The organism is Stutzerimonas azotifigens, assembly GCF_013522725.1.
Classification (GTDB): Bacteria; Pseudomonadota; Gammaproteobacteria; order Pseudomonadales; family Pseudomonadaceae; genus Stutzerimonas; species Stutzerimonas azotifigens_A.
The window spans coordinates 272400-295734 of the sequence record NZ_JAAMRF010000002.1 but is presented as its reverse complement, the minus strand read 5'-3'; the positions used below and the strand labels follow the sequence as shown (position 1 = coordinate 295734).

22 protein-coding genes and 6 tRNA genes are annotated in these 23335 nt (G+C 61.5%); 13 read left to right on the top strand and 15 right to left on the bottom strand.

Annotated features, from left to right (window positions below; all coding sequences use genetic code 11):
• Positions 1 to 60: 60 nt before the first annotated feature.
• From G7026_RS04295 to G7026_RS04280, 5 genes are all read left to right on the top strand, one after another.
• The gene (locus tag G7026_RS04295; protein ID WP_181069527.1) at positions 61 to 1227 is read left to right on the top strand and encodes an FIST signal transduction protein; all 1167 of its coding nucleotides are present in this window, start codon (positions 61 to 63) and stop codon (positions 1225 to 1227) included.
• The gene (locus G7026_RS04290) at positions 1209 to 2993 is read left to right on the top strand and encodes an ATP-binding protein (protein ID WP_308811756.1); all 1785 of its coding nucleotides are present in this window, start codon (positions 1209 to 1211) and stop codon (positions 2991 to 2993) included. The genes G7026_RS04295 and G7026_RS04290 overlap by 19 nt, the downstream gene beginning before the upstream one ends.
• A gap of 138 nt (positions 2994 to 3131) precedes the next feature.
• Positions 3132 to 3419 (top strand): hypothetical protein, encoded by a 288-nt coding sequence (locus G7026_RS22590; RefSeq protein ID WP_258190179.1) that lies wholly within the window; start codon positions 3132 to 3134, stop codon positions 3417 to 3419.
• Positions 3319 to 3675, top strand: a complete 357-nt coding sequence (locus tag G7026_RS22585; protein WP_258190168.1) for an SOS response-associated peptidase — start codon at positions 3319 to 3321, stop codon at positions 3673 to 3675. The genes G7026_RS22590 and G7026_RS22585 overlap by 101 nt, the downstream gene beginning before the upstream one ends.
• A gap of 122 nt (positions 3676 to 3797) precedes the next feature.
• Positions 3798 to 4055, top strand: a complete 258-nt coding sequence (locus G7026_RS04280; RefSeq protein ID WP_181069526.1) for a hypothetical protein — start codon at positions 3798 to 3800, stop codon at positions 4053 to 4055.
• A gap of 14 nt (positions 4056 to 4069) precedes the next feature.
• On the opposite strand, the gene G7026_RS04275 is transcribed toward G7026_RS04280, so the two are convergent.
• The 7 genes from G7026_RS04275 to uvrB form a co-directional block, all read right to left on the bottom strand.
• On the bottom strand, positions 4070 to 4519 hold the full coding sequence (locus tag G7026_RS04275; RefSeq protein WP_181069525.1) for an acyl-CoA thioesterase: 450 nt from the start codon (positions 4517 to 4519) through the stop codon (positions 4070 to 4072).
• A gap of 254 nt (positions 4520 to 4773) precedes the next feature.
• Positions 4774 to 4849 (bottom strand) — tRNA-Glu (locus tag G7026_RS04270).
• 45 nt (positions 4850 to 4894) lie between these two features.
• Positions 4895 to 4970 (bottom strand) — tRNA-Ala (locus G7026_RS04265).
• Between the two features lie 42 nt (positions 4971 to 5012).
• Positions 5013 to 5088, bottom strand: a tRNA-Glu gene (locus G7026_RS04260).
• Between the two features lie 63 nt (positions 5089 to 5151).
• Positions 5152 to 5227, bottom strand: a tRNA-Ala gene (locus tag G7026_RS04255).
• Positions 5228 to 5377: 150 nt separating this feature from the next.
• Complete coding sequence (gltX, locus tag G7026_RS04250; RefSeq protein ID WP_181069524.1) at positions 5378 to 6859, bottom strand: glutamate--tRNA ligase; 1482 nt, start codon at positions 6857 to 6859, stop codon at positions 5378 to 5380.
• Positions 6860 to 6957: 98 nt separating this feature from the next.
• Positions 6958 to 8973: an excinuclease ABC subunit UvrB gene (gene uvrB / locus G7026_RS04245; RefSeq protein WP_181069523.1), complete on the bottom strand. Its 2016-nt coding sequence runs from the start codon at positions 8971 to 8973 to the stop codon at positions 6958 to 6960.
• Between the two features lie 246 nt (positions 8974 to 9219).
• Here uvrB and G7026_RS04240 point away from each other — a divergent pair, with 246 nt between their 5' ends.
• Both G7026_RS04240 and G7026_RS04235 read left to right on the top strand, forming a co-directional pair.
• Positions 9220 to 10434 (top strand): amino acid aminotransferase, encoded by a 1215-nt coding sequence (locus G7026_RS04240; RefSeq protein WP_181069522.1) that lies wholly within the window; start codon positions 9220 to 9222, stop codon positions 10432 to 10434.
• Positions 10435 to 10470: 36 nt separating this feature from the next.
• Positions 10471 to 10546: transfer RNA gene (locus G7026_RS04235), tRNA-Asn, on the top strand.
• 348 nt (positions 10547 to 10894) lie between these two features.
• On the opposite strand, the gene G7026_RS04230 is transcribed toward G7026_RS04235, so the two are convergent.
• The 6 genes from G7026_RS04230 to queA form a co-directional block, all read right to left on the bottom strand.
• A complete protein-coding gene (locus tag G7026_RS04230; RefSeq protein WP_181069521.1) occupies positions 10895 to 11428 on the bottom strand; it encodes a glycine zipper 2TM domain-containing protein in 534 nt (177 codons plus the stop codon).
• A 79-nt stretch (positions 11429 to 11507) separates the two neighbouring features.
• The gene (secF, locus tag G7026_RS04225) at positions 11508 to 12416 is read right to left on the bottom strand and encodes a protein translocase subunit SecF (protein WP_181069520.1); all 909 of its coding nucleotides are present in this window, start codon (positions 12414 to 12416) and stop codon (positions 11508 to 11510) included.
• Positions 12417 to 12428: 12 nt separating this feature from the next.
• Complete coding sequence (gene secD, locus G7026_RS04220; RefSeq protein ID WP_181069519.1) at positions 12429 to 14297, bottom strand: protein translocase subunit SecD; 1869 nt, start codon at positions 14295 to 14297, stop codon at positions 12429 to 12431.
• Between the two features lie 67 nt (positions 14298 to 14364).
• Entirely contained in the window at positions 14365 to 14691 is a 327-nt protein-coding gene (gene yajC / locus G7026_RS04215) for a preprotein translocase subunit YajC (RefSeq protein ID WP_138409199.1), read from the bottom strand.
• Between the two features lie 36 nt (positions 14692 to 14727).
• A complete protein-coding gene (gene tgt / locus G7026_RS04210) occupies positions 14728 to 15843 on the bottom strand; it encodes a tRNA guanosine(34) transglycosylase Tgt (protein WP_181069825.1) in 1116 nt (371 codons plus the stop codon).
• Positions 15844 to 15857: 14 nt separating this feature from the next.
• Complete coding sequence (gene queA / locus G7026_RS04205) at positions 15858 to 16907, bottom strand: tRNA preQ1(34) S-adenosylmethionine ribosyltransferase-isomerase QueA (RefSeq protein ID WP_181069518.1); 1050 nt, start codon at positions 16905 to 16907, stop codon at positions 15858 to 15860.
• A 113-nt stretch (positions 16908 to 17020) separates the two neighbouring features.
• Between queA and G7026_RS04200 the strand changes: the two genes are divergently transcribed.
• The 3 genes from G7026_RS04200 to G7026_RS04190 all read left to right on the top strand — a co-directional run bounded on the left by G7026_RS04200 (position 17021) and on the right by G7026_RS04190 (position 18546).
• Positions 17021 to 17107, top strand: a tRNA-Leu gene (locus G7026_RS04200).
• Positions 17108 to 17734: 627 nt separating this feature from the next.
• Positions 17735 to 17947: a cold-shock protein gene (locus tag G7026_RS04195; protein ID WP_003246255.1), complete on the top strand. Its 213-nt coding sequence runs from the start codon at positions 17735 to 17737 to the stop codon at positions 17945 to 17947.
• A 98-nt stretch (positions 17948 to 18045) separates the two neighbouring features.
• A complete protein-coding gene (locus tag G7026_RS04190; RefSeq protein ID WP_181069517.1) occupies positions 18046 to 18546 on the top strand; it encodes an RDD family protein in 501 nt (166 codons plus the stop codon).
• Positions 18547 to 18551: 5 nt separating this feature from the next.
• On the opposite strand, the gene lptG is transcribed toward G7026_RS04190, so the two are convergent.
• Together lptG and lptF are read right to left on the bottom strand one after the other, a co-directional pair.
• The gene (lptG, locus tag G7026_RS04185; protein ID WP_181069516.1) at positions 18552 to 19613 is read right to left on the bottom strand and encodes an LPS export ABC transporter permease LptG; all 1062 of its coding nucleotides are present in this window, start codon (positions 19611 to 19613) and stop codon (positions 18552 to 18554) included.
• Positions 19606 to 20724 carry an LPS export ABC transporter permease LptF gene (gene lptF / locus G7026_RS04180; RefSeq protein ID WP_181069515.1) on the bottom strand — a complete coding sequence of 373 codons (1119 nt, stop codon included), beginning with the start codon at positions 20722 to 20724 and terminating at the stop codon, positions 19606 to 19608. Before lptF ends, lptG begins: the two co-directional genes overlap by 8 nt.
• 139 nt (positions 20725 to 20863) lie before the next feature.
• Here lptF and G7026_RS04175 point away from each other — a divergent pair, with 139 nt between their 5' ends.
• From G7026_RS04175 to G7026_RS04165, 3 genes are read left to right on the top strand one after another with little or no spacing between them, the layout of a single operon-like run.
• A complete protein-coding gene (locus G7026_RS04175) occupies positions 20864 to 22351 on the top strand; it encodes a leucyl aminopeptidase (protein WP_181069514.1) in 1488 nt (495 codons plus the stop codon).
• A gap of 47 nt (positions 22352 to 22398) precedes the next feature.
• Positions 22399 to 22818, top strand: coding sequence for a DNA polymerase III subunit chi (locus G7026_RS04170; protein WP_181069513.1), 420 nt, complete (start codon positions 22399 to 22401; stop codon positions 22816 to 22818).
• 26 nt (positions 22819 to 22844) lie between these two features.
• The gene (locus tag G7026_RS04165; protein WP_181069512.1) at positions 22845 to 23231 is read left to right on the top strand and encodes a DNA polymerase III subunit chi; all 387 of its coding nucleotides are present in this window, start codon (positions 22845 to 22847) and stop codon (positions 23229 to 23231) included.
• Positions 23232 to 23335 lie beyond the last annotated feature (104 nt).

Sequence of the window (23335 nt, the reverse complement as noted above, 5' to 3'; positions counted from 1 at the left end):
ACCGTATGTTGACCGGCCCCTTCCAGCCGCTATGGCTTTCTCGCAATGGGTTTCTAGGCGATGTCCACGAACACAGTTGCAGTATCGACGGCAGAGACCGACAGCGCAGTAGCAGGAGCTGCTCTTGGTGAGCAGATAAATGCAGCCTTGCCGCTGCCCCCGCACGTTATCATTGTTTTTGCGGCGCCAACTTATGATCATCGACTCTTGCTGGAGGCTCTCCAGAACGCGGCGCCGTCTTCAATAATCGTCGGGGCCTCCTCAGCTGGAGAGTTTACGAACGATACGATTGGGGTCGGGCTTGCGACCGCGCTTGCAATCCGAGATGAAGAGTCGAAGTTTACTGCGCAAATCGGCCATCGTTTGAAGGATGATCCGAGCGCGGCGGCGCGCGAGATCGCGCGTGGCTTCGCGGGCGCGGCGGATCATTCCTTCCCCCATCGATCGGCCTTGATCCTGACCGATGCTTTGGCCGGCTATGCGGATACTCTGACCGATGCCCTGACATTCGAGACCGCAGGCGAATATCAGTTCTTCGGGGGCGGCGCCGGCGACAATGCCGACTTCCAGCGCACCACCGTCTTTCATGGGACCCAAGTGCTCTCGGATGCGGCAGTGGCTCTCGAAATCCTCTCCCGAAAGCCGCTCGGGATCGGAGTCAGTCATGGGTGGGAACCGGCATCTGAGCCTTTACGAGTCACGGAGGCGATTGGTCTGAAGCTCGTCAGCTTGAATGGCCTGCCCGCAATCGAAGCGTTTGAGGAACATGCGCAGGCCAAAGGCGAGCATATCGACCGCGCTGCGCCAATCCCGTTTTTTCTGCAGAACATTATCGGCATAGACACAGGCAGCGGCTACAGGTTGCGGGTGCCGCTCGTTGTCAATGAGGATGGATCTCTTCATTGTGCGGCGGAAATCCCCACCGGCAGTGTCGTGCGGATCATGAAGAGTTCACATGCATCCGCGGCCGAAGCGGCCGAACGCGCAACAGATGCGGCAATTACTGCAATTGGCCCTAACCTGCCGAAGGCGGCGCTATTTTTCGACTGCGTTGCTACGCGGCTGAGATGTGGCGATCATTTCCAGACCGAAGTCGATGCAGTGACGAGCCGGATTGGGGACGCTGCGCTCGTGGGCTGCAATACCCATGGCCAGATCGCTCGAGCTGAAGGGCAGTTCGAGGGATTTCACAACTGCACGGCGGTCGTGTGCCTGTTCCCGAACTGATAGTGTTCAGCAACATCCATGAAATCGCCAACCGCTTAGCCCAGCCGGAGAGACGGGCGGAGCAAGCAGCACAGATTGCACGTGAAGCCGGTGGCGAAGCGTTCCTTATATTTCTGCGCGATGCGGAGATTGACGCGTTGTTGCCAGCCCCCGGATTTCCGAAGACGTTGCCCGGCGGCCCGGCCTGGCGTGCCTTTCTGAAGATGCAGCCGGTCTCCGGGACTACATTCACGCTCCAGCTCCCGTTTCCGGACCAGGGCACGCCCAAGCCCGCGCTGGGCTTCGCATGCGACTCAGTCGTCTTTTTGCTGATCGGGACAGCGTATCAGCTGCCGATTGAGCGCTTCGCCGATACCCCTCTGCTGTCGGCACTTCTCAATGCGGAGGCAGTGCAGCTTGCCAGCAGCGGCTTGGTCGGTGTCGCCCGCGACGCAACCGATCGCGCCAATAAATTGGCCGCTGCCCTAGATCGAGCACGGGCGGATATCCGCGAAAAAGCAACCGAGCTTTCGGCTGCGCTATCGGACGCAGATCACCTAAATCGAGAACTCTCGCGGCTCAACCAAACACTGGAACAGCGTGTTGAGGAGCGAACGGCCGAACTTACCGAGGCCAACGAGGCGCTACGCCAGGCACAGAAAATGGAAGCAGTGGGGCAACTCACGGGCGGCATCGCTCACGACTTCAACAATCTGCTGGCGGGCATTTGTGGCAGCCTTGAAGTGATAGAGCGCCGGCTTTCGCAGGGTCGCACCCAAGGCATTGAGCGCTTCATCGTCGGCGCGCAAACTTCAGCACAACGCGCGGCTGCCCTCACTCAGCGACTGCTGGCCTTCTCCCGTCGCCAGACCCTCGATCCAAAACCCACCGACGTCAACCGGCTAATGTTCGGCATGGAGGACCTCATTCGGCGCACCGTCGGGCCGTCCATCCTCGTCGAAGTAGTGGGAGCGGCGGGGCTTTGGTCGACCAAGGTCGACCCGGCTCAGCTTGAAAGCGCGCTGCTCAACCTCGCGATCAATGCGCGCGATGCAATGCCCGAAGGGGGGCGGATCACGATAGAAACCGCCAACAAATGGCTCGATGGACGCGCCGGCGCGGAGCGTGATCTTCCGCCGGGCCAGTACATCTCGATCTGCGTGACCGACAGCGGAACCGGGATTCCCAAGGATATTGTCGACCGCATTTTCGACCCGTTTTTCACGACCAAGCCGATTGGGCAGGGAACAGGTCTCGGCCTCTCGATGATCCACGGGTTTGTGCGCCAGTCAGGTGGGCAGGTGCGGGTCTACTCCGAGGATGGACACGGCACGACGATGTGCCTTTATCTCCCACGCTACACAGGTCCGTTGGAGGCGGGGCCGACGGACACTGATGCTTCAATATCTGAAATGGGCTCTGGCGAGACGGTGCTCGTCATTGATGATGAGCCCACCGTGCGGATGCTTATTGTCGAGGTGCTAATGGAAGCGGGGTATACAACCCTTGAAGCAGAGGACGGGCCGTCCGGCCTAAAGATTCTAGAAACTGCCACACGGATCGATCTGCTGATCACCGACGTCGGATTGCCCGGTGGCATGAACGGCCGCCAGGTCGCGGATGCCGCCCGAAGTTCGCGGCCCGACCTAAAGGTGCTTTTCGTCACAGGCTATGCGGAGAATGCCGCCGTTGGCAATGGTCATCTGGAACCGGGGATGGAACTAATTACCAAGCCTTTCGTGATGGCTGACCTCGCCGAAAAGATCACCGAGATGATCGACGGCTGAGAGAATGGAAGCACTACGTCGTGCCATGCTTAAAATCGTGTGCGCCGGTGCCCCGAGCGTGGAGACCTCATAGCTGTATGTACATACAGTATTCTGAGGCTGCAGCCTGGCCAATTGGAGCAGACGTGCGGAGGCATCATGTGTGCACGTTTCGCCCAGTACCGAATCGCGTACGAGTATCTCGACAAGATTAGCGTGCAGCTGCCGTTGCTGGGAGGATTGAGTCCCGAGCTGATCGGGCGTTACAACGTGCCGCCGCAATCCAGGGTCCAGCTGCTGCACCAAGACGCTGACGGGCTGCGCATGGAAGCCAATCAAATGGGATATGCCCCGGTCTGGGCGCAGGGGAAGAGACCCGTCGGCGATCAATGCCAAGGTGGAGACCGCCGCGACGACCACATTTTTCCGCGTCGTGTGGAAGACTGACCGGGCGATCGTACCACCAGACGGGTGGTACGAGTGGAAGCAGGACGAGGCCAACCCGAAGATCAAACAGCCCTACCACATCACGCTTCGCGGCGGCGAGCCGGTGTTCTTTGCGGCACTTGGCCAATTCCAGAGAGACGGGGGTCTTCGAGCCGCGAGACGGCGATTACGCAAACAACCCGAACGCCGCGCCCTGCGCGGACTATTCGAACACATAAAAACGAGGGCGAACGAGCTGCACAGTCAACATGGATGATTTTTCGCTGCGTCATCAAGGCTTGCGCATGACCTGAACGGGTGAAAAACGAACAATTCCTGACAGGCCGGGTCGGTTATAGAGACGCAGCCTCTTCGCCACCCGCGTTACGGAGATCGACAATGAACATGATAAAGCTTGGCGCGCTCGTACTGGCGGCCTCTTTTTCCTCTGAACTGCTTGCCCAACAAGGCAGCGGCGCCCAGACCCAGGGCAGCGCAATGCAGGAAACCCACAACGACGGGGACGTCGGGACTCATGAGCGCGACCCCGACGGCGTGAGTACCAAAATGCGCAAGGAGGTCCAGGAAGACTGGCGCGAGGATGCCGAACAGCGCCGCGAGAGCGACGCGAAGCGCCCTGAACAGGGCGGCAGCTAAACGTGGCTAACGCCTCATAGCTCCAGCGGATACGGCTGCACCAAAGCCTTGCCGTATCCCTCGATGAACTCTGGAGGCATCCGCTTCGGCTTGCCGCTGGAGAGTTCGATACAGACGAACGTGGTCAGCGCACTGATCAGCGTCGTTCCATCCGCGGGGCGCACAAGCTGGAAGCTGCGCTTCATCTTCAGGCGCTGGTCGGAATCCACGATCCAGGTGGCCAGTTGCAACCGGTCCCCTTCATAGGCCGCCGCCAGGTAGTCGATTTCATGGCGCAGCACCGCCATGGCCCGGTCCAGGCGCCGGTAATCGTCCAGACCCAGCCCCAGGTGCTGGGAATGCTCCCAGGCGCAGCGCTCCAGCCAAGACACATAGACCGCATTGTTGGCATGCCCAAGCCCATCGATATGCTCGGCGCCGACCTCGATGTCGATGATGAACGCGTCGGCTTTCTGAAAGATCATGCGGACCTCGCTTGCAGGATGTTTTGAGCAGTCATGGCGTCGAGAGAGCAACGCGACAGCGTCGTCAGAACAGACCGCACGCCCCGGCAGATGACTCCCGCCCGAATGCTCTACCCTAACAAACAAGCAGCGTCCGAGAGCCATTGATAAAAGCAGCGAATGCCTATAGCACCATCGGTGCAAATCGCAGGCAAAACAAAAAGGGCCATCTCGTGAGAAATGACCCTTTGGCACCCAAAACGGGCAAGTAAAACTGGCGTCCCCTAGGGGACTCGAACCCCTGTTACCGCCGTGAAAGGGCGGTGTCCTAGGCCACTAGACGAAGGGGACGAAACCTTCGAGATGCATCCATTACCGCCGGACGCACCGTGGAATTGGTGGAGCTAGACGGGATCGAACCGTCGACCTCTTGCATGCCATGCAAGCGCTCTCCCAGCTGAGCTATAGCCCCGAGTTTACGTCTCTCGACGTGCAGTGCAGGCACTGCGAAAAGTGGCGTCCCCTAGGGGACTCGAACCCCTGTTACCGCCGTGAAAGGGCGGTGTCCTAGGCCACTAGACGAAGGGGACGCAATCCCTTCTGAAACGCAACCCGCCGAGAGGCGGGTTGGTGGCAATTCGTTATCCGAGATTTGGTGGAGCTAGACGGGATCGAACCGTCGACCTCTTGCATGCCATGCAAGCGCTCTCCCAGCTGAGCTATAGCCCCATCTCAAGGACGGGGCGCATATTAGGGTCGGACCCAGGCAGTGTCAATGATATTTTTTCCAACGCGCAAAAGATTTTTGGCAGCAGAACAAATACTTAACGAAACGCCGGCACCTCAGAGGCCTTTTTCAACGAACCGCCCGCTCATCGTTCAAGCGATGGAAGCAAAAAGCTTTTCCCACTCCTTGGCTTCTTTCTTCGAGGCACCGCCAAGCAGCTCCAAGGCCTGACGCAGCCGGAAACGCGTCAGATCCGGCCCCAGAATCTCCATCGCATCCAGCACCGACACCGAGCTGGCCTGGCCGGTGATGGCAGCGAACATCAGCGGCATGACGTCGCGCAGCTTGAGCTGCAGGTGCTCGGCCACCGCCTGAATGGCGCCGGTGATGCGCTCCTTGTCCCACTGCCGCAGCGCTTCGAGCTTCCACAGCGTCAGCTGCATGAGCTGGCGTACCTGATTGCCATCGAGTTTCTTGTGCTCGAACAGCGAGGCATCGAGGGGCAGTGCCCCGGCAAAGAAGAAACCGGCCAGGGGTGCGATCTGGCTGAACGTCTCCACCCTGCCCTGCACATGCGGGGCGATCTTCATCAGGTATTCGGGATTGAGCGCCCACTTCTGCACTTCGACAGCAAAGGCGTCGACACTCAGCTCGCGAATCCACTGACCGTTCAGCCAGGAGAGCTTCTCCATGTCGAAGATCGGCCCGCCCAGCGAGACGCGATTGATGTCGAAGTGCTCGATCATCTCGTCCAGCGTGAACTTCTCCCTCTCGTCCGGCATCGACCAGCCCATGCGTCCCAGGTAATTGAGCATCGCCTGGGGCAGGAAGCCCATCCGCTCGTAGAAGGTCACCGAGGTCGGGTTCTTGCGCTTGGAAAGCTTGCTCTTGTCCGGATTGCGCAGCAGCGGCATGTAGCACAGCTGCGGCTGTTCCCAGCCGAAATACTCGTACAGCTTGATCAGCTTGGGGGCCGACGGCAGCCACTCCTCGCCACGCAGGACGTGAGTGATGCCCATCAGGTGATCGTCGACCACGTTGGCGAGGAAATAAGTGGGCAGACCGTCGGCCTTCATCAGCACCTGCATGTCCATGCGGTCCCAGCCGATCTCGACGGTGCCGCGCAGCATGTCCTGGACCTGGCAGACGCCCTCGCTCGGCACCTTCATACGGATGACATGGGATTCGCCGGCTACGATGCGGCGCTGCGCCTCGGACGGCTCCAGGTGCATGCAATGACCGTCGTAGCGCGGGGTTTCCTTGTTGGCCATCTGCTTGGCACGTACCTGGTCGAGACGCTCGGCACTGCAGAAACAGGGAAAGGCGTGGCCCTTGGCGACCAGTTCGTCCGAGTAGCGCTTGTAGATCTCGCCCCGCTCGCTCTGCCGGTACGGCCCGTGTGGGCCGCCAACGTCCGGGCCCTCGTCCCATTCGAGACCCAGCCAACGAAGGGCGTCATAGATCTGCTGCTCCGATTCACGGGTCGAGCGCAGCTGATCAGTGTCCTCGATGCGCAGGATGAACTGCCCACCGTGCTGGCGGGCGAAGCAGAGGTTGAACAGAGCGATGTAGGCCGTGCCGACGTGGGGGTCACCGGTGGGCGAAGGCGCGATGCGGGTACGAACGGTGGTCATTGGCTTCTCTGGATCGACAGCAGGAAGGCGCCGCCCCGTCGGCGGCGCCGTAAAGCCGCGATGGTAACAGGCACCCACCCGCTCGCTCCACAGGCGTCCTAGACCTGCAACAGCCGCTCACGCAGCTTGTGGATCTCGTCGCGGGCCTGGGCCGCAGCCTCGAACTCGAGATCGCGCGCCAGCGAGAGCATCTTCTCTTCGAGCTGGCGAATGCGTTTGGTGATTTCGCTTGGCGAGCGCAGTTCGTTCTCGTAACGGGCGCTCTCCTCCGCCGCCTTGGCTTCACCGCGCCGCTTCTTGCTGCGCGAACCGGGCACCGTCGCGCCTTCGAGAATGTCGCGCACGTCCTTGGTCACGCCTTGAGGGGTGATGCCGTTGGCCTCGTTGAATGCGATCTGCTTGGCGCGGCGCCGCTCGGTCTCGTCGATGGCCCGCTGCATCGATCCGGTCATGTTGTCGGCGTAGAGGATCGCCCGCCCCTTCAGGTTCCGGGCCGCACGGCCGATGGTCTGAATCAGCGAACGCTCCGACCGCAGGAAACCTTCCTTGTCGGCATCGAGAATCGCTACCAACGAGACCTCGGGCATATCCAACCCCTCGCGCAACAGGTTGATCCCCACCAGCACATCGAAGGTGCCAAGCCGAAGATCGCGGATGATCTCGACACGCTCGACGGTATCGATGTCCGAATGCAGATAACGCACGCGCACGTCGTGATCGCCCAGGTAGTCGGTCAGGTCCTCGGCCATCCGTTTGGTCAAGGTCGTGACCAGCACACGCTCTTCGTTGACGACGCACTTGCGGATCTCCGACAGCAGGTCGTCGACCTGGGTCAGCGCCGGACGCACCTCGATCTGCGGATCTACCAGGCCGGTAGGACGCACGACCTGCTCTACCACCCGACCGGCATGCTCGGCCTCGTAAGGCCCCGGGGTTGCCGAGACGAAAATGGTCTGCGGGCTGACCGCTTCCCACTCGTCGAAGCGCATGGGCCGGTTGTCCAGCGCTGAGGGCAGACGAAACCCGTACTCCACCAGCGTTTCCTTGCGCGACCGGTCACCCTTGTACATGGCGCCGACCTGAGGAACGCTCACGTGCGACTCGTCGATGACCAACAGCGCATCGGCTGGCAGGTAGTCGTACAGGGTCGGCGGCGCCTGCCCTGGCTCGCGCCCCGACAGGTAGCGCGAGTAGTTCTCGATGCCGTTGCAGTAACCCAGCTCCATGATCATTTCCAGATCGAAGCGAGTGCGCTGCTCGAGTCGCTGAGCCTCGACGAGCTTGTTGTTGGAACGCAGGTAGTCGAGGCGATCCTTGAGCTCGTCCTTGATCCGCTCGACGGCGTCGAGCAGCGTCTCGCGCGGGGTCACGTAGTGGCTCTTGGGGTAGAAGGTGTAGCGTGGCAGCTTGCGGATCACCTCGCCGGTCAGCGGATCGAAGGCCGACAGGCTCTCCACTTCGTCGTCGAACAGCTCGATGCGGATCGCCTCGAGATCCGATTCGGCCGGATACACGTCGATTACGTCGCCACGCACACGGAAGGTCGCGCGAGCGAAATCCATCTCGTTGCGGGTGTACTGCAGATCGGTCAGCCGACGCAGCAGCGCACGCTGATCGAGGCGATCGCCACGATCGATGTGCAACACCATTTTCAGGTAGGTCTCGGGACTGCCCAGACCGTAGATGCACGACACCGTGGTGACGATGATCGCGTCCGGCCGCTCCAGCAGCGCCTTGGTCGCCGAGAGACGCATCTGCTCGATGTGATCGTTGATCGAGGCGTCCTTCTCGATGAAAGTGTCCGACGACGGAACGTAGGCTTCCGGCTGATAGTAGTCGTAGTAGGACACGAAATACTCGACCGCATTGTTCGGGAAAAACGCCTTGAATTCGCCGTAGAGCTGCGCGGCCAGCGTCTTGTTTGGCGCCAGTACCAGCGTCGGACGCTGCACGTGCGCGATGACGTTAGCGATACTGAAGGTCTTGCCCGATCCGGTTACCCCCAACAACGTCTGGTGGGAAAGACCGGCCTCGATGCCTTCGATCATCTGTCGGATGGCTTCCGGCTGGTCGCCGGCCGGCTGGAAACGCGTGACCAGTTCGAACTGGGACATATCGACCTCGTTGATATAGCCACGCTGCGTGACGATGGGTGCGAACGCAGCGGGCAAAAAACACATGGCGGCGAGAGAGAAGCAAAGCCGTGATCGGCTAGGCCGCAATCGGTCAGATTATCGCCAGCGGCATGTCGCGGCAGGCGAACTTGATCGCTATAATACCGCCCCGTTTGCGCACCGCCCTAGCGCCGAAGCGAGGGCGCTGCTCCGTCACCTTTCCTCTTCTCTTCGAGCCCTCCCACCATGAGTTTGTTCTCTGCTGTCGAAATGGCGCCGCGCGACCCGATCCTGGGCCTCAACGAAGCCTTCAATGCCGATACTCGGCCGAACAAGGTCAACCTCGGGGTGGGTGTCTATTACAATGAAGAAGGTCGTGTTCCGCTGCTACGCGCCGTCGCCGAAGCAGAGAAGGCACGCCTGGCGGCACAGGCCCCGCGTGGCTACCTGCCGATCGATGGCATTGCGGCCTACGACTCGCTCGTGCAGAAACTGATCTTTGGTGAAGACTCGCCGCTGCTGGCCGAAGGCCGTGTCGTCACCACCCAGGCCCTGGGCGGTACTGGCGCCCTGAAAGTAGGTGCCGACTTCCTCAAGCGATTGCTGCCCGATGCGACCGTCGCCATCAGCGACCCCAGCTGGGAAAACCACCGTGCCCTGTTCGAGTCGGCCGGCTTTCCGGTAAAAAACTACCGCTACTACGCCGCCGCCAGCCATGGCATCGATCTGCCGGGCCTGCTTGAAGACCTTAACGCGCTCCAGCCCCGCTCGATCGTGGTACTGCACGCCTGCTGCCACAACCCCACCGGGGTCGATCTGGACCTGGCCGACTGGGAGCAGGTTCTTGAAGTGATCAAGGCGCGTGGCCATGTGCCCTTCCTGGACATCGCCTACCAGGGATTCGGCGACAGCCTCGAGGACGACGCGGCCGCGGTACGCCTGTTCGCCGATGCCGGGCTGCCGTTCCTGGTATCTAGCTCCTTTTCCAAGTCCTTCTCGCTGTACGGCGAGCGCGTCGGCGCGCTCTCGCTGGTCACCGACAGCCGCGAGGAAGCGACGCGCGTGCTTTCGCAGGTCAAACGAGTGATCCGCACCAACTACTCCAACCCGCCGACCCATGGCGCCACCGTGGTGGCGAGCGTACTGAGCAGCCCCGAACTACGCACGCTGTGGGAGCAGGAACTGGGCGAGATGCGCAGTCGTATCCAGAAGATGCGCCTGGCCATGGTCGAGCAACTGCGCACCAAGGGCGCCGTGCAGGAGTTCGGTTTCGTCAGCGCCCAACGCGGCATGTTCTCCTACTCCGGCCTGACCACGGAGCAGGTCGACCGTCTGCGTACGGACTTTGGTGTCTACGCGATCGGCACCGGCCGGATTTGCGTCGCCGCACTGAATCAGCACAACCTCGACCACGTGACCGATGCCATCGTCGAGGTCATCAAGACGCTTCCACGGGGTTGACTTCCCCTTTGTAAACAGTAGGATACGCATCGTCGTTCCGCGATAGCTCAGTCGGTAGAGCAAATGACTGTTAATCATTGGGTCCCTGGTTCGAGTCCAGGTCGCGGAGCCAAATTCAAAAGCCTCAGGTGAAAACCTGGGGCTTTTTTGTGGCCGCCGGACTCTCACCAGGGACTGCGTCCCAGGTTATTCGGCAAGCCTCACCCCTTCGGGGCCGCGCTGAAGCGCGTTCTGCTGCGCAGTCGAGTCCAGGTCGCGGAGCCAAATTCAAAAGCCTCAGGTGAAAACCTGGGGCTTGTGGCCGCCGGACTCTCACCAGGGACTGCGTCCCAGGTTACTCGGCAATCCTCACCCCTTCGGGGCCGCGCTGAAGCGCGTTCCGCTGCGCAGTCGAGCCCAGGCCAAGAATTGAAGACAAAAAAAAGCGCCCCGCAGGGCGCTTCTTCATCTCGAGCAGATCTTATTGCTGCACCAGCACCAGCTGGCCATCCCTGACGGGGATCTGCGCGCCCGGATCACGATCCATGCGCACCTGGCCAACCTCGCCACCCAGGTTGTACTTCACGTCATAGCCAACCACTTTCTCGCTGACGTCGGTAACCGTGTTGCAGCGGGTCTCGGTGGTGGTATAGGTATCGCTCGCCTGCATGTTGCCCTGAACCTTGTTGCCGGCATAACCACCTGCCGCGGCGCCGGCCACGGTGGCGATCTTCTTGCCGTTGCCGCCGCCAACCTGATTACCAAGCAGGCCACCTGCGACCGCACCGATGACCGTACCGGCAATCTTATGCTGATCCTGAACCGGGCGCTGACGCGTCACGGTGACATCCTTGCAGACTTCGCGAGGCGTTTTGAGGGTTTCCTTGATCGGCTGTACCGCGACCACTTCGGCGAACTGAGGACCTCGATCCATCAGGTTATAGGTGGCGAACGCACCACCTGCAGTCACCACTACAGCACCCAAAACCGCACCGACAACCATGGATTTATTCAATGCTACGTCCTCTCCTGCGGGCCTCGCCCGTGATCCGGGCCTTTGACTCAGCAAGGCCCGAAAAGTTCAGGAAGTCCGATCAGGGGCGCTCGTCCACTTCTTCAGCAACCGGCGGGATCAGATCGTCGCGGGTCAGCTTCAGCCAGACCAGCAGCGTGCTGGCCACATAGACGGAGGAATAGGTACCGGCACCCACGCCGATGAACAATGCCAGCGAAAAGCCCCAGAGATTCTCGCCACCAAAGATCATCAGCGCACCCACCGCTATGAGCGTGGAGATCGATGTCGCAAGGGTTCGCAACAAGGTCTGGGTGGTGGAAATGTTGATGTTCTCGATCAGATCGGCCTTGCGCAGCATGCGGAAGTTCTCGCGAATCCGGTCGAACACCACGATGGTGTCGTTGAGCGAGTAACCGATCACCGCCAGCACCGCCGCCAGCACCGTCAGGTCGAACGGAATCTGGAAGAAAGCGAACACGCCCAGCACCACCGCCACGTCATGGAACAGCGAGACGACAGCGCCGAAACCGAACTTCCACTGGAAGCGGAACGCCACGTAAACCAGGATGCCGCCAAGGGCCAGCAGCATGCCCAGGCCACCCTGATCACGCAGCTCCTCACCGACCGCCGGGCCGACGAACTCGACCCGCTTGACCGTGACCGGGTTGTCGGCATCGCTTGCCTGCAGCGCCTGCGCCACCTGCGTACCCAGCTGCGGGTCGTCGCCCGGCATGCGTACCAGCACATCGGTAGTGGCGCCGAAGCTCTGCACTACGGCATCGCCATAACCCGCCGCACCGAGCTGCGAGCGCACCTGGTCGAGGGCTACCGGCTTCTCGTAGCCCAGCTCGATCAAGGTACCGCCGGTAAAATCCAGGCCGAAATTCAACCCCTTGAAAATCAAGCTGCCCACCGAAACCACGGTCAACAACAGGGTCAGTGCGAAAGCCAAATGGCGAATCGCCATGAAATTGATTACACGCTTCATCGTGGCAGCACCTTAAATCCAAAGCTTCTTGAGATCGCGGCCACCATAGATCAGGTTGACCATGCCGCGCGTCACGATGATGGCGGTGAACATCGACGTCAGGATGCCGAGCGACAACGTGACGGCAAAGCCCTTGACCGGGCCAGTGCCCATCGCGAAGAGAATGCCACCCACGAGCAACGTGGTCAGGTTTCCGTCGAGGATCGCCGAAAACGCACGATCGAAGCCTTCATGGATGGCCCGCTGTATCGACATTCCGTTGCCAATCTCTTCCCTGATTCGCGAGAAGATCAGCACGTTGGCGTCGACCGCCATACCCATCGTCAGCACAATACCGGCGATGCCGGGAAGGGTCAGGGTGGCACCAAGCATCGACATCGCCGCCAGCAGCACAACCATGTTGAACATCAGCGCCAGAGTGGCCAGTACGCCGAAGAACTTGTAGATCACCGTGATGAACAGCGCTACCAGAAGGAAGCCCCAGATCGCGGCCTTGATACCCAGCTGGATGTTTTCCGCGCCCAGGCTCGGACCGATGGTGCGCTCTTCGGCGAAGTACATCGGCGCAGCCAGACCGCCGGCGCGCAGCAACAGAGCCAGCTCTGACGACTCGCCCTGCCCGTCGAGTCCGGTGATGCGGAACTGACTGCCCAGCGGCGACTGGATGGTCGCCAGGCTGATGATCTGCTTTTCTTCCTGGAAGCCCTGGACCTGGACCTCCTGCTCGACGCCGTCGACGGTCTGACGCACATAGCGCGTCATCGGCCGCTGCTCGATGAAGATCACCGCCATGCTGCGGCCCACGTTATTGCGAGTGGCGCGATTCATCAGATCGCCGCCATGCCCGTCGAGACGGATGTTCACCTGCGGACGACCGTTTTCGTCGTAGCTCGCCTGGGCATCGGTGACCTGGTCACCGGTGATGATCAGGTTGCGCTCGAGCGGCACCGGCGGGCGGCCTTCCTGGCGGAAATTGAAGCTTTCGGTCGAAGCACGGGGCGCATCGGCCTCGGCAGCGAGGCGGAACTCGAGGTTCGCCGTCTTGCCCAGGATGCGCTTGGCCTCGGCGGTGTCCTGCACGCCCGGCAATTCCACCACGATGCGGTTGGCACCCTGACGCTGAACCAGCGGCTCGGCGACCCCCAACTCGTTGACGCGGTTACGTACGGTGGTGAGGTTCTGACGGATCGAGTATTCGCGGATCTCCGCGAGCTTGGCCTCGGTCATGGTCAGGCGTAGCACCTGTTGCCCGCCGCGCTCACTGGTGCTGATTTCGAAATCGCTGAAGTTCTTGCGGATCAACGACTGGGCCGTGGCCAGTGTTTCCTGATCGGCAAAGCCCAGCTGCAGCGCGTTGCCCTGGATGGGCAGGCTGCGGTAGCGCACGCGCTCCTGGCGCAGCAGCGCTTTCACTTCACTGTCGGAGACGTTGAGCCGCGTTTCGATGGCCTTGTCCATGTCCACTTCGAGCAGGAAGTGCACACCGCCCGACAGATCGAGGCCGAGCTTCATCGGCGAAGCGCCAAGCTTGCGCAGCCAGTCCGGCGTGGTGGGAGCCAGATTCAGTGCGACCACATACTGGTCACCAAGGACGCGACGAACAATGTCCTTGGCCGGCAACTGATCGCTCTGACGCTCCAGTCGCAACATCCCGCCACGCCCCTGCTCCGCCTGCTCGGCGGACTTGACCGCGATACCGGCCTGCTCGAGGGCGGTACGGGCGCGGTCGAGTTCGGCCTGCTCGACCTGCAGCGCAGCGGTAGAGCCGGTGATCTGGATGGCGGGGTCATCGGGATAGAGGTTCGGCGCGGAATAAACGAAAGCAACCGCGAGCACTGCCAGTATCAGCAGGTATTTCCAGAGGGGGAATCTATTGAGCATGACGCAGCCCACTTAATGAACGCGGGGCGCCTTGCGCGCCCCGTCGATAGGTATGAACGAAGTAAGCTCAGATCGCCTTCAAGGTGCCCTTGGGCAAGGTGGCGGCGATGGCGACCTTCTGGATCTTCAGTTCGACGGTATCGGATACTTCCAGCACTACGAAATCGTCCGCAACCTTGGCGACGCGACCCGCGATGCCGCCGGAGGTGACCACTTCATCACCCTTCTGCAGTCCACCGATCAGGTTCTTGTGCTCTTTGGCACGCTTGGCCTGGGGACGCCAGATCATCAGATAGAAGATGACCAGAAAACCGATCAGGAAGACCCACTCGAAACCGGTACCAGCGGGGCCGGCGGCCTCCTGGGCATGGGCGGCGGGAATCAGAAAGCTCATGTAGCACTCCTGTTGCAGGGACGTATTGGATAACGGTCATCCAAGCGGCGGGGTTGGCAGTCCGCGCTTGGCATAGAAGGCGTCGACAAAGGCCGCCAATGTACCCTTTTGGATGGCGTCGCGTAAACCGGCCATCAACCGCTGGTAATGCCGCAGGTTGTGGATGGTATTGAGCATGCTGCCGAGCATTTCGCCGCACTTGTCCAAGTGATAGAGGTAGGCGCGGGTAAAGTTCTGGCAGGTATAGCAGTCACAGGTCGGATCGAGCGGCGATTCGTCGTGTTTGTGCACCGCGTTGCGGATCTTGATCACGCCGTCATCGACGAACAGATGACCATTGCGCGCGTTGCGCGTCGGCATCACGCAATCGAACATGTCGACGCCGCGGCGCACACCTTCCACCAGATCCTCGGGCTTGCCTACTCCCATCAGGTAACGCGGTTTGTCTGCCGGCATGTGCGGGGGCAGGAAATCAAGCACACGTAGCATCTCTTCCTTCGGCTCGCCTACCGAAAGCCCACCGATGGCGAGACCGTCGAAACCGATATCGCACAACCCCTCCAGCGAGCGCAGGCGCAGCGATTCGTGCATGCCCCCCTGGACGATGCCGAACAGCGCCGCGGGACTTTCGCCGTGGGCCGCCTTGGAACGTGCAGCCCAACGCAGCGAGAGCTCCATCGAACGTCGCGCGACGTCCTCGTCAGCCGGGTAGGGCGTGCACTCGTCGAAAATCATCACGATGTCGGAGCCCAGATCACGCTGCACCTGCATCGACTCCTCGGGGCCCATGAATACCTTGGCGCCATCCACCGGCGAGGAAAAGTACACACCCTCCTCCTTGATCTTGCGCATGGCGCCCAGACTGAACACCTGGAAACCGCCGGAGTCGGTCAGGATCGGCCCCTTCCACTGCATGAAGTCATGCAGATCGCCATGGCGGCGAATGACCTCGGTACCGGGACGAAGCCACAGGTGAAAGGTGTTGCCGAGAATGATCTGCGCACCGATCGCCTCGATGTCACGCGGCAGCATGCCCTTGACGGTGCCATAGGTTCCGACAGGCATGAACGCGGGTGTCTCCACTGTGCCGCGAGGAAAGGTCAGGCGACCACGACGCGCCCGCCCTTCGCTGGCGAGCACTTCGAAGGTCATGTGGCAGGTACGACTCATGGGCGATCCTCGGGTCCGCGCGGCGCGGGATTGCGGGTAATGAACATGGCATCACCGTAACTGAAGAAGCGGTAGCCCTGTTCCACCGCCACCCTGTAGGCGGCCATGGTTTCCGGGTATCCCGCAAACGCCGAGACCAACATCAGCAGCGTGGACTCGGGTAGATGAAAATTGGTCACCAGCGCATCGACCACATGAAAGGTCTTGCCCGGGTAGATGAAGATGTCGGTGTCACCGCTGAACGGCTTGAGCGTGCCGTCGCGCGCGGCACTCTCCAGCGAGCGCACGCTGGTAGTACCGACCGCCACCACTCGACCGCCGCGCTCGCGGCAGGCCGCGACGGCGTCGACCACCTGCTGGTCGACCTCCAGCCATTCGCGGTGCATGTGATGGTCTTCGATCCGCTCGACCCGCACCGGCTGGAAAGTCCCCGCCCCCACATGCAGGGTGACGAAGGCGATCGACACCCCCTTGTCACGGATCGCCTGCAGCAAAGGCTCGTCGAAATGCAGCCCCGCCGTCGGCGCAGCCACCGCACCGGCGCGCTCGGCATAGACGGTCTGGTAGCGCTCGCGATCCGCCGCCTCGTCGGGGCGGTCTATATAAGGAGGCAACGGCATGTGGCCGATACGCTCGAGCAGCGGCAGCACAGGTTCGGAAAACTCGAGTTCGAACAGCGCATCGTGGCGAGCGAGCATCCGCGCCTCGCCGCCACCGTCGAGCAAAATCGACGAGCCGGACTTCGGCGACTTGCTCGAGCGGATGTGCGCCAGCACCCGACGCTCATCCAGAACCCGCTCGACCAACACCTCGAGCTTACCGCCCGACGCCTTGCGTCCGAAAAGGCGCGCCGGAATCACCCGCGTGTTGTTGAAGACCATCAGATCGCCTGCATGCAGGCGCTGCAGAAGATCGGCGAACTGCCCATGCTCGATCCGCCCGGTCTCGCCATCGAGCTGCAATAGCCTGCTGCCACGGCGCTCGGCAAGCGGATGGCGGGCGATCAGCGACTCGGGGAGTTCGAAGGAAAAATCGGCGACGTGCATGGCGGGGTCAGACTGGTTTCGGGGGCGCAAAGCTTATCCGAAACGAAGGGCCGCTGACCACGCCAACCCGATTGACCGCTCTGATCGGCATCCCTATACTGCGCGCCCATCGTGCCTCGGTGGCGGAATCGGTAGACGCGGCGGATTCAAAATCCGTTTCTGGCGACAGAGTGAGAGTTCGAGTCTCTCCCGAGGCACCAATACTTCAGGCGGCAAGCAAAGCCGCCGATATGAAACCGGCGTTGTCCGGTTTTTTTGTCTCAGCCACATGCAGTGTGGAGCGGTTCCGGTTATTGGCTCTGCGCCATTGCATGCCAGCGTTCGACGCTGTAGTATCCGCGTCCTTTCCTGCGCAGCCAAACCAAATCCAACAGGTTGCCAGGCGACTCTTCGGCGTACGAATCTGCCAGCGCTCCACTACGAGCACCGGCTACCGAAGCAGCATCACCGAATACTGGATCCGCCTGCGGATTCAGGCTCCAGACGGGCCATGGCGCGAGCGCCGTGATAGGTGTACGGCAACTGCCACATCCCCGTCACAGAAACGCGACCGCAACACGGCGACTTTCGCCAGCACACACACACGCGCAGGTGCTGTCTCTGCACGTTCAACTTTCATGGCTCCGAGGGGTTGGCATTCCCCGGCGAGTTAGCGTAGAGTGTGCCCACTGTGTTTGCATGGGTCGCTGTTGAATCGTGACCTGATGCAGTAGATCTTCAGATCCGCTACATCCCGCTCGACTTCTCTTACTCTTTGCAACCAGTTCCAGCTTCCTGCATCTAAATGCCGGGGCAATTCAACTTTTGAGTTTCAAGGATACAAAGACATGTCGAATCGTCAGAACGGTACCGTCAAGTGGTTTAACGACGAGAAAGGTTTTGGTTTCATCACTCCTGAGAGCGGTCCGGATCTGTTCGTGCACTTCCGCGCGATCGAAGGTAATGGCTTCAAGAGCCTGAAAGAAGGCCAGAAAGTCAGCTTCATCGCTGTACAAGGACAGAAGGGCATGCAGGCTGACCAGGTTCAAATCCTGGGCTAAGCCTCGCCGCTTGTCGAAAGCCCCTGATGGAAACATCAGGGGCTTTTTTGTGGGCGGAATTCCGTAGAATGCCGGCTGCCTTTTCTATCGGAGCCGAGATGCGCAATCACCTGCTCACCCCCCAGGGACCCTTCCCGCCCGCCAGTCTCTGGCGTCGCCTGGCCGCTATTTTCTACGACAGCTTCCTTTCCATCGCTCTAATGATGGTAGTGACGCTCGCCTATCAGCAGATCGTGCTGCGACTGCTGTACGGCAGCGAACAACTGCAGGCGATGTCCGAAACCGGCGCCTTGGATATCGACCCACTGCTCTCGACCCTGCTGTTCTTCAGCCTGTTCGGCTTCTTCGCTAAATTCTGGACCCATAATGGCCAGACACTCGGCATGCAGGTATGGGGCGTACGGATACAGAATGCGGACGGCAGCGCGATAAGACTCTGGCAGGCGTTGCTGCGCTTCATCGTTGCGATTGGCTCGTGGCTGTTCTTCGGACTCGGCTATCTCTGGATGCTCTGGGACAAGCGCAAGCGCACCTGGCATGACATCTATTCCGAAAGCCAGGTCGTCCAACTGCCGAAGAACATCCACAAGAAGAAGTGACGGCTTTAGCCGGCCCGCCGCAGCAGAAGCAGGCCCGCCAATGCGCAGATCGCAGCGGGTAGCACCACGGCCAGCAGCGGAGAGAATCCGAACACCTGACTGGCCGGCCCGAGCAGATCCTGAACGATGCGGAAGACGAATCCGACCACCACACCGGTAAAAATCCGCTGACCGAGCGTCACCGAGCGCAACGGGCCGAAGATGAAGGAAATCGCCATCAGCACCAGCGCGACGGTGACCAACGGCTGCAGGACCTTGCCCCAGAAGGCCAGCCAGTAGCGCGCATTGTTCATTCCTTGCTCGCCCAGATAGTGGATGTATCGCCACAGACCGGTGATCGACAGCGCATCGGGCTCCATGATCACCGTTCCCAGCAATTGCGGCGTCAGTTGTACGTCCCAACGCACTTCATCGGTCTGCTCGACCTCGGTGCGCTCGCCGCGAAAATGCGTGGTGGAGATGTCCTTCAACTGCCAGTGATCGCCCTGGTAATCGGCGCGACGAGCAAAACTTGCCGACAGCAGGTGCCGCTCGCCGTCGAAACGGTAGCGGGTCACCCCGAACAGCACGCCATTGGGCTGAACCGCGTTGATATGGACGAACTCATCGCCCTGGCGATGCCATAACCCGCGCTTGCTGCTTTGCGCCTCGCCGCCCCCCTGCGCCATCGCACGTCGCGCCTGGGCGGCATCCTCGCTCCAGGGCGCGACGTATTCACCGATCAGCACGCCGACCATCAGCAGTACCAGCATCGGCTTCATGACCGCCCAGACGATGCGCCCGAGCGAGACACCCGCGGCGCGCATGATGGTCAGCTCGCTGCTGCTGGCCAGCGTACCCAGACCGATCAGGCAGCCGATCAGCGCGGCCATCGGCAGCATCTCGTACAAACGACGCGGGGCAGTCATGAACACGTATAACAACGCATCAGCCAACCCATAGCTGCCTTCGATATCACCCAGCTCGTCGATGAACGCGAACAGCAGGGCAAGCCCGACGATGATTCCCAGGACGGCCAGAATCGCCACGAACACATGACGACCGATATAGCGATCGAGCTTAACCATGGGCAAGGCTCCCGGCGCGACGGCGCTTCATGTTCAGGCGCAGGGGTTCCCAGTACAGCATGAGCAGACCAACCCCGAGGAACAGGGCATGGACCCACCACAGGCCCAGGGCCGGCGGGATACGCCCCTTGTCGAGCGAGCCGCGGGCGGCGATGAGCAACGCAAGGTAGGTCATATAAAGAAGGATCGCGGGCAACAGCTTGAGGAATCGCCCCTGCCGCGGATTGACCCGCGACAACGGCACGGCCAGCAGCGTCACGACGAACACCAGCAACGGCAGCGAAAGGCGCCACTGCAGCTCGGACTGATGGCGCAGGTTGTCGCTGCCGAACAGATCGCCCGTCGGTATGGCTTCGCGGTCGCTGATCTCGAGACTGACTTCCGGGCGCGGCAGCAGTACGCCGTAGGTGTCGTACTCGATGGCACGGTAATTGGCCTGTCCCGGATTGCCGTCGTAGCGAAAGCCTTTTTCCAGAATCAGATAGCGGCTGCCGTCCGGCTGGACTTCCTGGCGCCCGCGCTCGGCAACGATCACCGAAACGCCGCGGTCGGCGCCACTTTGGCTCGAGGTGTTGGTCTCGGACATGAAGATGCCAGCCAGCTCGCTGCGATCCTGGGACAATTCGCGGGTATAGGTCACCCGGCTGCCGCTCCGCATGGTCTGGAAGCGACCAGGAACCAAGGTATCGAATTCGGTCAGCGACTCCTGCTGATTGAGGATCCGCGCCACCTCGGTCACCCCTTGCGGGGCCAGCCCCAAGCTCAACCATCCAACCAGAAAAGCCACAACCGCGGCGGGCGCAAGACTGTAGACCATGAGCCGTTGCTGGCTCATGCCGGTCGCCGACAGCACCGTCATCTCGCTTTCCAGGTAAAGACGCCCGTAAGCCAGGAGAATGCCGAGGAACAAGCCCAGGGGAAGGATCAATTGCAGGAAGCCGGGAAGGCGGAACCCCATGATCAGGAACAACACGCCGGGGTCGAGCAGGCCTTGCGCGGCCTGGGCGAGATACTTGATGAAACGGCCACTCATGATGATCACCAGCAGCACGGCGCTGACGGCACTCATGGTGATCAGGACTTCACGAGACAGGTAGCGAAAGACGATCAAACCAGAAACTCCAGGGTTGTCAGGCTCAGGCGGGTACGCTCAAACTAACCGCCATTGCCGGCCCGCCCGCAGACGAACCACCGGAAAATAGCCGGCATTATCCTGCAAACCCGACTCTTTGTCTTGGGGACTCCACACCATGGAATTCGTTGTCAAAAGCGCCAAAGCCTCAACCCTGAAAACCGCCACGCTGGTGTTGCCGGTCAGCGAAGGCCTCGCACTGGGCGAGACCGCGCAGGCCGTGGATACCGCGAGCGGTGGCGCCATCACGACGATCCTCAAGCGCGGCGACCTGCAAGGCAAGGTCGGACAGACGCTGCTGCTGCACAGCCTGCCCGGCCTCAAGGCCGAACGCGTGCTGCTGGTCGGCATTGGCAAGGAGTCGGAACTAAACGGCCGCCAGTGGCGCAAGGTCGCCGCCGCCATTCTGTCGGTACTCAAGGGCCTGAGCGGCGCTGACGCGACCCTCGTACTGCAAGGTGTCCTGATCGATGGCCGGGACGCGTACGCCACCGCCCGCCTGCTGGTCGAAGTACTCGCCGACGGCCGCTATGTCTTCGATCGCTACAAGAGCAAAAAAGCCGAACCCCAGTCGCTAGGCAAGATCACCCTGCTCTGCAGCAAAGCCGATCAGGCGAGCGTCGAGCGCGCCGCAGCGCAAGGTTCGGCAATCGCCGCCGGCATGGCCTATGCGCGCGACCTCGGCAACCTGCCGCCGAACGTCTGCCACCCGAGTTTCATGGCCGAAGAAGCCAAGCAGCTGGGCAAGGCCTACAAGGGCCTGAAGGTCGAGATCCTCGACGAGAACAAGCTGCGTGCGCTGGGCGCCGGGGCTTTCCTGGCGGTCTCCCAAGGCAGCGAACAGCCGCCGCGCCTGATCGTGATGCAATACAACGGCGGCAAGAAGGGCGACAAACCCTACGCCCTGGTCGGCAAGGGCATCACCTTCGACACTGGCGGCATCAGCATCAAGCCTTCGCCCAACATGGACGAAATGAAGTACGACATGTGCGGTGCCGCCAGCGTGCTGGGAACCTTCCGCACCCTGCTCGAACTGCAGCTGCCGATCAACGTGGTCGGCCTGCTCGCCTGCGCCGAGAACATGCCCAGCGGCCGCGCCACCCGCCCCGGCGATATCGTCACCACCATGAGCGGGCAGACCGTCGAAATTCTCAACACCGATGCCGAAGGGCGCCTGGTGCTGTGCGACACCCTGACCTACGCCGAGCGCTTCCAGCCGCAGGCGGTCATCGACATCGCCACCCTGACCGGTGCTTGCATCGTCGCCCTGGGCAGCAATACCTCCGGCCTGATGGGCAACAACGACGACCTGGTCCAGCAACTCCTATCGGCGGGTGAACGCGCCGATGATCGCGCCTGGCAGCTTCCGCTGTTCGAGGAGTACCAAGAGCAGCTCGACAGCCCATTCGCCGACTTCGCCAACATCGGCGGACCGAAGGCAGGCACCATCACCGCCGGCTGCTTCCTTTCCCGCTTCGCCAAGCAATACGCTTGGGCCCACCTGGACATCGCCGGCACCGCCTGGACCAGCGGCGGCAAGGAAAAGGGCGGCACCGGCCGTCCGGTACCGCTGCTGACCCAGTACCTCCTCGACCGGGCCGGCTGAATGCCACGCCTGCCCCTGCCCCGCCAGCTCGACCAGGCTGGCGGTTCATGACCCGGGTCGAATTCTACGTACTGCCGAGTGCCGACACGGCCGGTCGCCTGCGGGCGGCCTGCACACTTGCGGCCAAGGGCTGGCGCCACGGTATGTCGGTGTTCATCCGCTGCGTCGACGGGGCGCAGTGCCGGGAGATCGACGAGCTGCTCTGGCGCTTTCGGGCCGAGAGTTTCATCCCCCATGACCTGCACGACGACGAGCCGAACTCACCCGTGGTGATCGGTCGCGACCAGCCACCGGAGGTCTCGCAGGGGTTGCTAGTCAACCTGGCCCCGACCCTGTCGCCCCATGTCGACCGCTTCAGCCGGGTGATCGAGATCGTCAACCAGGCGCCGGAGCTGTTGACCGTCTGCCGGGACAACTTTCGTCTGTATCGCCAGCGCGGCTATGATCCAAAGCGTGTTGAACTCTAAGACGCGATCGCGGAATACCCTGCACCATGGCTGATACCCCGAAAAAGCCTTCGCCCCTGCTGGACGACCTGGAGTCGATCCGCGCCCTGCTCGGCGACGATTTTCCCGAAGCCGACTCGCCGGACGCTGCTCTGGATCCTGCTGCGATTCCGCTGCTTTCCGAGGTCGTCGCCCCCGTACCTGACCGAGCGCCGCCTGCCGCATCGCCGACCGCGCCAGCACCGACTCACCCCGCAACTCAGCCTTCGTCGCAGCAGCCCGGTCAGCGAACGCCCGCCGAACGCAAGCTGGACAGCGAACTGCGGGCCGCGGCCAACCTGATCCTGCAGGACGTCATCGACGACTTCGTCCCGCAAATCGAGGCCGAACTCAAGCGCCGCCTCGAAGGACTGATCCAGACCCGCAAATACTGACCGGGCGAAACTCAGTCGCGCCGGCCTACCCTTACGCCGATCCTCCGATCGGCGTTTTGCCTTTATACTCTCCGGTTTTCCCTGATCAGCCGTTTTAAGGGTCC

Bases quoted from the DNA above. Each gene is read 5' to 3' on its own strand.
- G7026_RS04295 (WP_181069527.1), top strand. From the start codon at position 61: ATGTCCACGAACACAGTTGCAGTATCGACGGCAGAGACCGACAGCGCA.
- G7026_RS22590 (WP_258190179.1), top strand. From the start codon at position 3,132: ATGTGTGCACGTTTCGCCCAGTACCGAATCGCGTACGAGTATCTCGAC.
- G7026_RS22585 (WP_258190168.1), top strand. From the start codon at position 3,319: ATGCCCCGGTCTGGGCGCAGGGGAAGAGACCCGTCGGCGATCAATGCC.
- G7026_RS04280 (WP_181069526.1), top strand. From the start codon at position 3,798: ATGAACATGATAAAGCTTGGCGCGCTCGTACTGGCGGCCTCTTTTTCC.
- G7026_RS04275 (WP_181069525.1), bottom strand. From the start codon at position 4,519: ATGATCTTTCAGAAAGCCGACGCGTTCATCATCGACATCGAGGTCGGC.
- gltX (WP_181069524.1), bottom strand. From the start codon at position 6,859: ATGACCACCGTTCGTACCCGCATCGCGCCTTCGCCCACCGGTGACCCC.
- uvrB (WP_181069523.1), bottom strand. From the start codon at position 8,973: ATGTCCCAGTTCGAACTGGTCACGCGTTTCCAGCCGGCCGGCGACCAG.
- G7026_RS04240 (WP_181069522.1), top strand. From the start codon at position 9,220: ATGAGTTTGTTCTCTGCTGTCGAAATGGCGCCGCGCGACCCGATCCTG.
- secF (WP_181069520.1), bottom strand. From the start codon at position 12,416: ATGAAGCGTGTAATCAATTTCATGGCGATTCGCCATTTGGCTTTCGCA.
- secD (WP_181069519.1), bottom strand. From the start codon at position 14,297: ATGCTCAATAGATTCCCCCTCTGGAAATACCTGCTGATACTGGCAGTG.
- yajC (WP_138409199.1), bottom strand. From the start codon at position 14,691: ATGAGCTTTCTGATTCCCGCCGCCCATGCCCAGGAGGCCGCCGGCCCC.
- tgt (WP_181069825.1), bottom strand. From the start codon at position 15,843: ATGACCTTCGAAGTGCTCGCCAGCGAAGGGCGGGCGCGTCGTGGTCGC.
- queA (WP_181069518.1), bottom strand. From the start codon at position 16,907: ATGCACGTCGCCGATTTTTCCTTCGAACTCCCCGAGTCGCTGATCGCC.
- G7026_RS04195 (WP_003246255.1), top strand. From the start codon at position 17,735: ATGTCGAATCGTCAGAACGGTACCGTCAAGTGGTTTAACGACGAGAAA.
- G7026_RS04190 (WP_181069517.1), top strand. From the start codon at position 18,046: ATGCGCAATCACCTGCTCACCCCCCAGGGACCCTTCCCGCCCGCCAGT.
- lptG (WP_181069516.1), bottom strand. From the start codon at position 19,613: ATGGTTAAGCTCGATCGCTATATCGGTCGTCATGTGTTCGTGGCGATT.
- G7026_RS04175 (WP_181069514.1), top strand. From the start codon at position 20,864: ATGGAATTCGTTGTCAAAAGCGCCAAAGCCTCAACCCTGAAAACCGCC.
- G7026_RS04170 (WP_181069513.1), top strand. From the start codon at position 22,399: ATGACCCGGGTCGAATTCTACGTACTGCCGAGTGCCGACACGGCCGGT.
- G7026_RS04165 (WP_181069512.1), top strand. From the start codon at position 22,845: ATGGCTGATACCCCGAAAAAGCCTTCGCCCCTGCTGGACGACCTGGAG.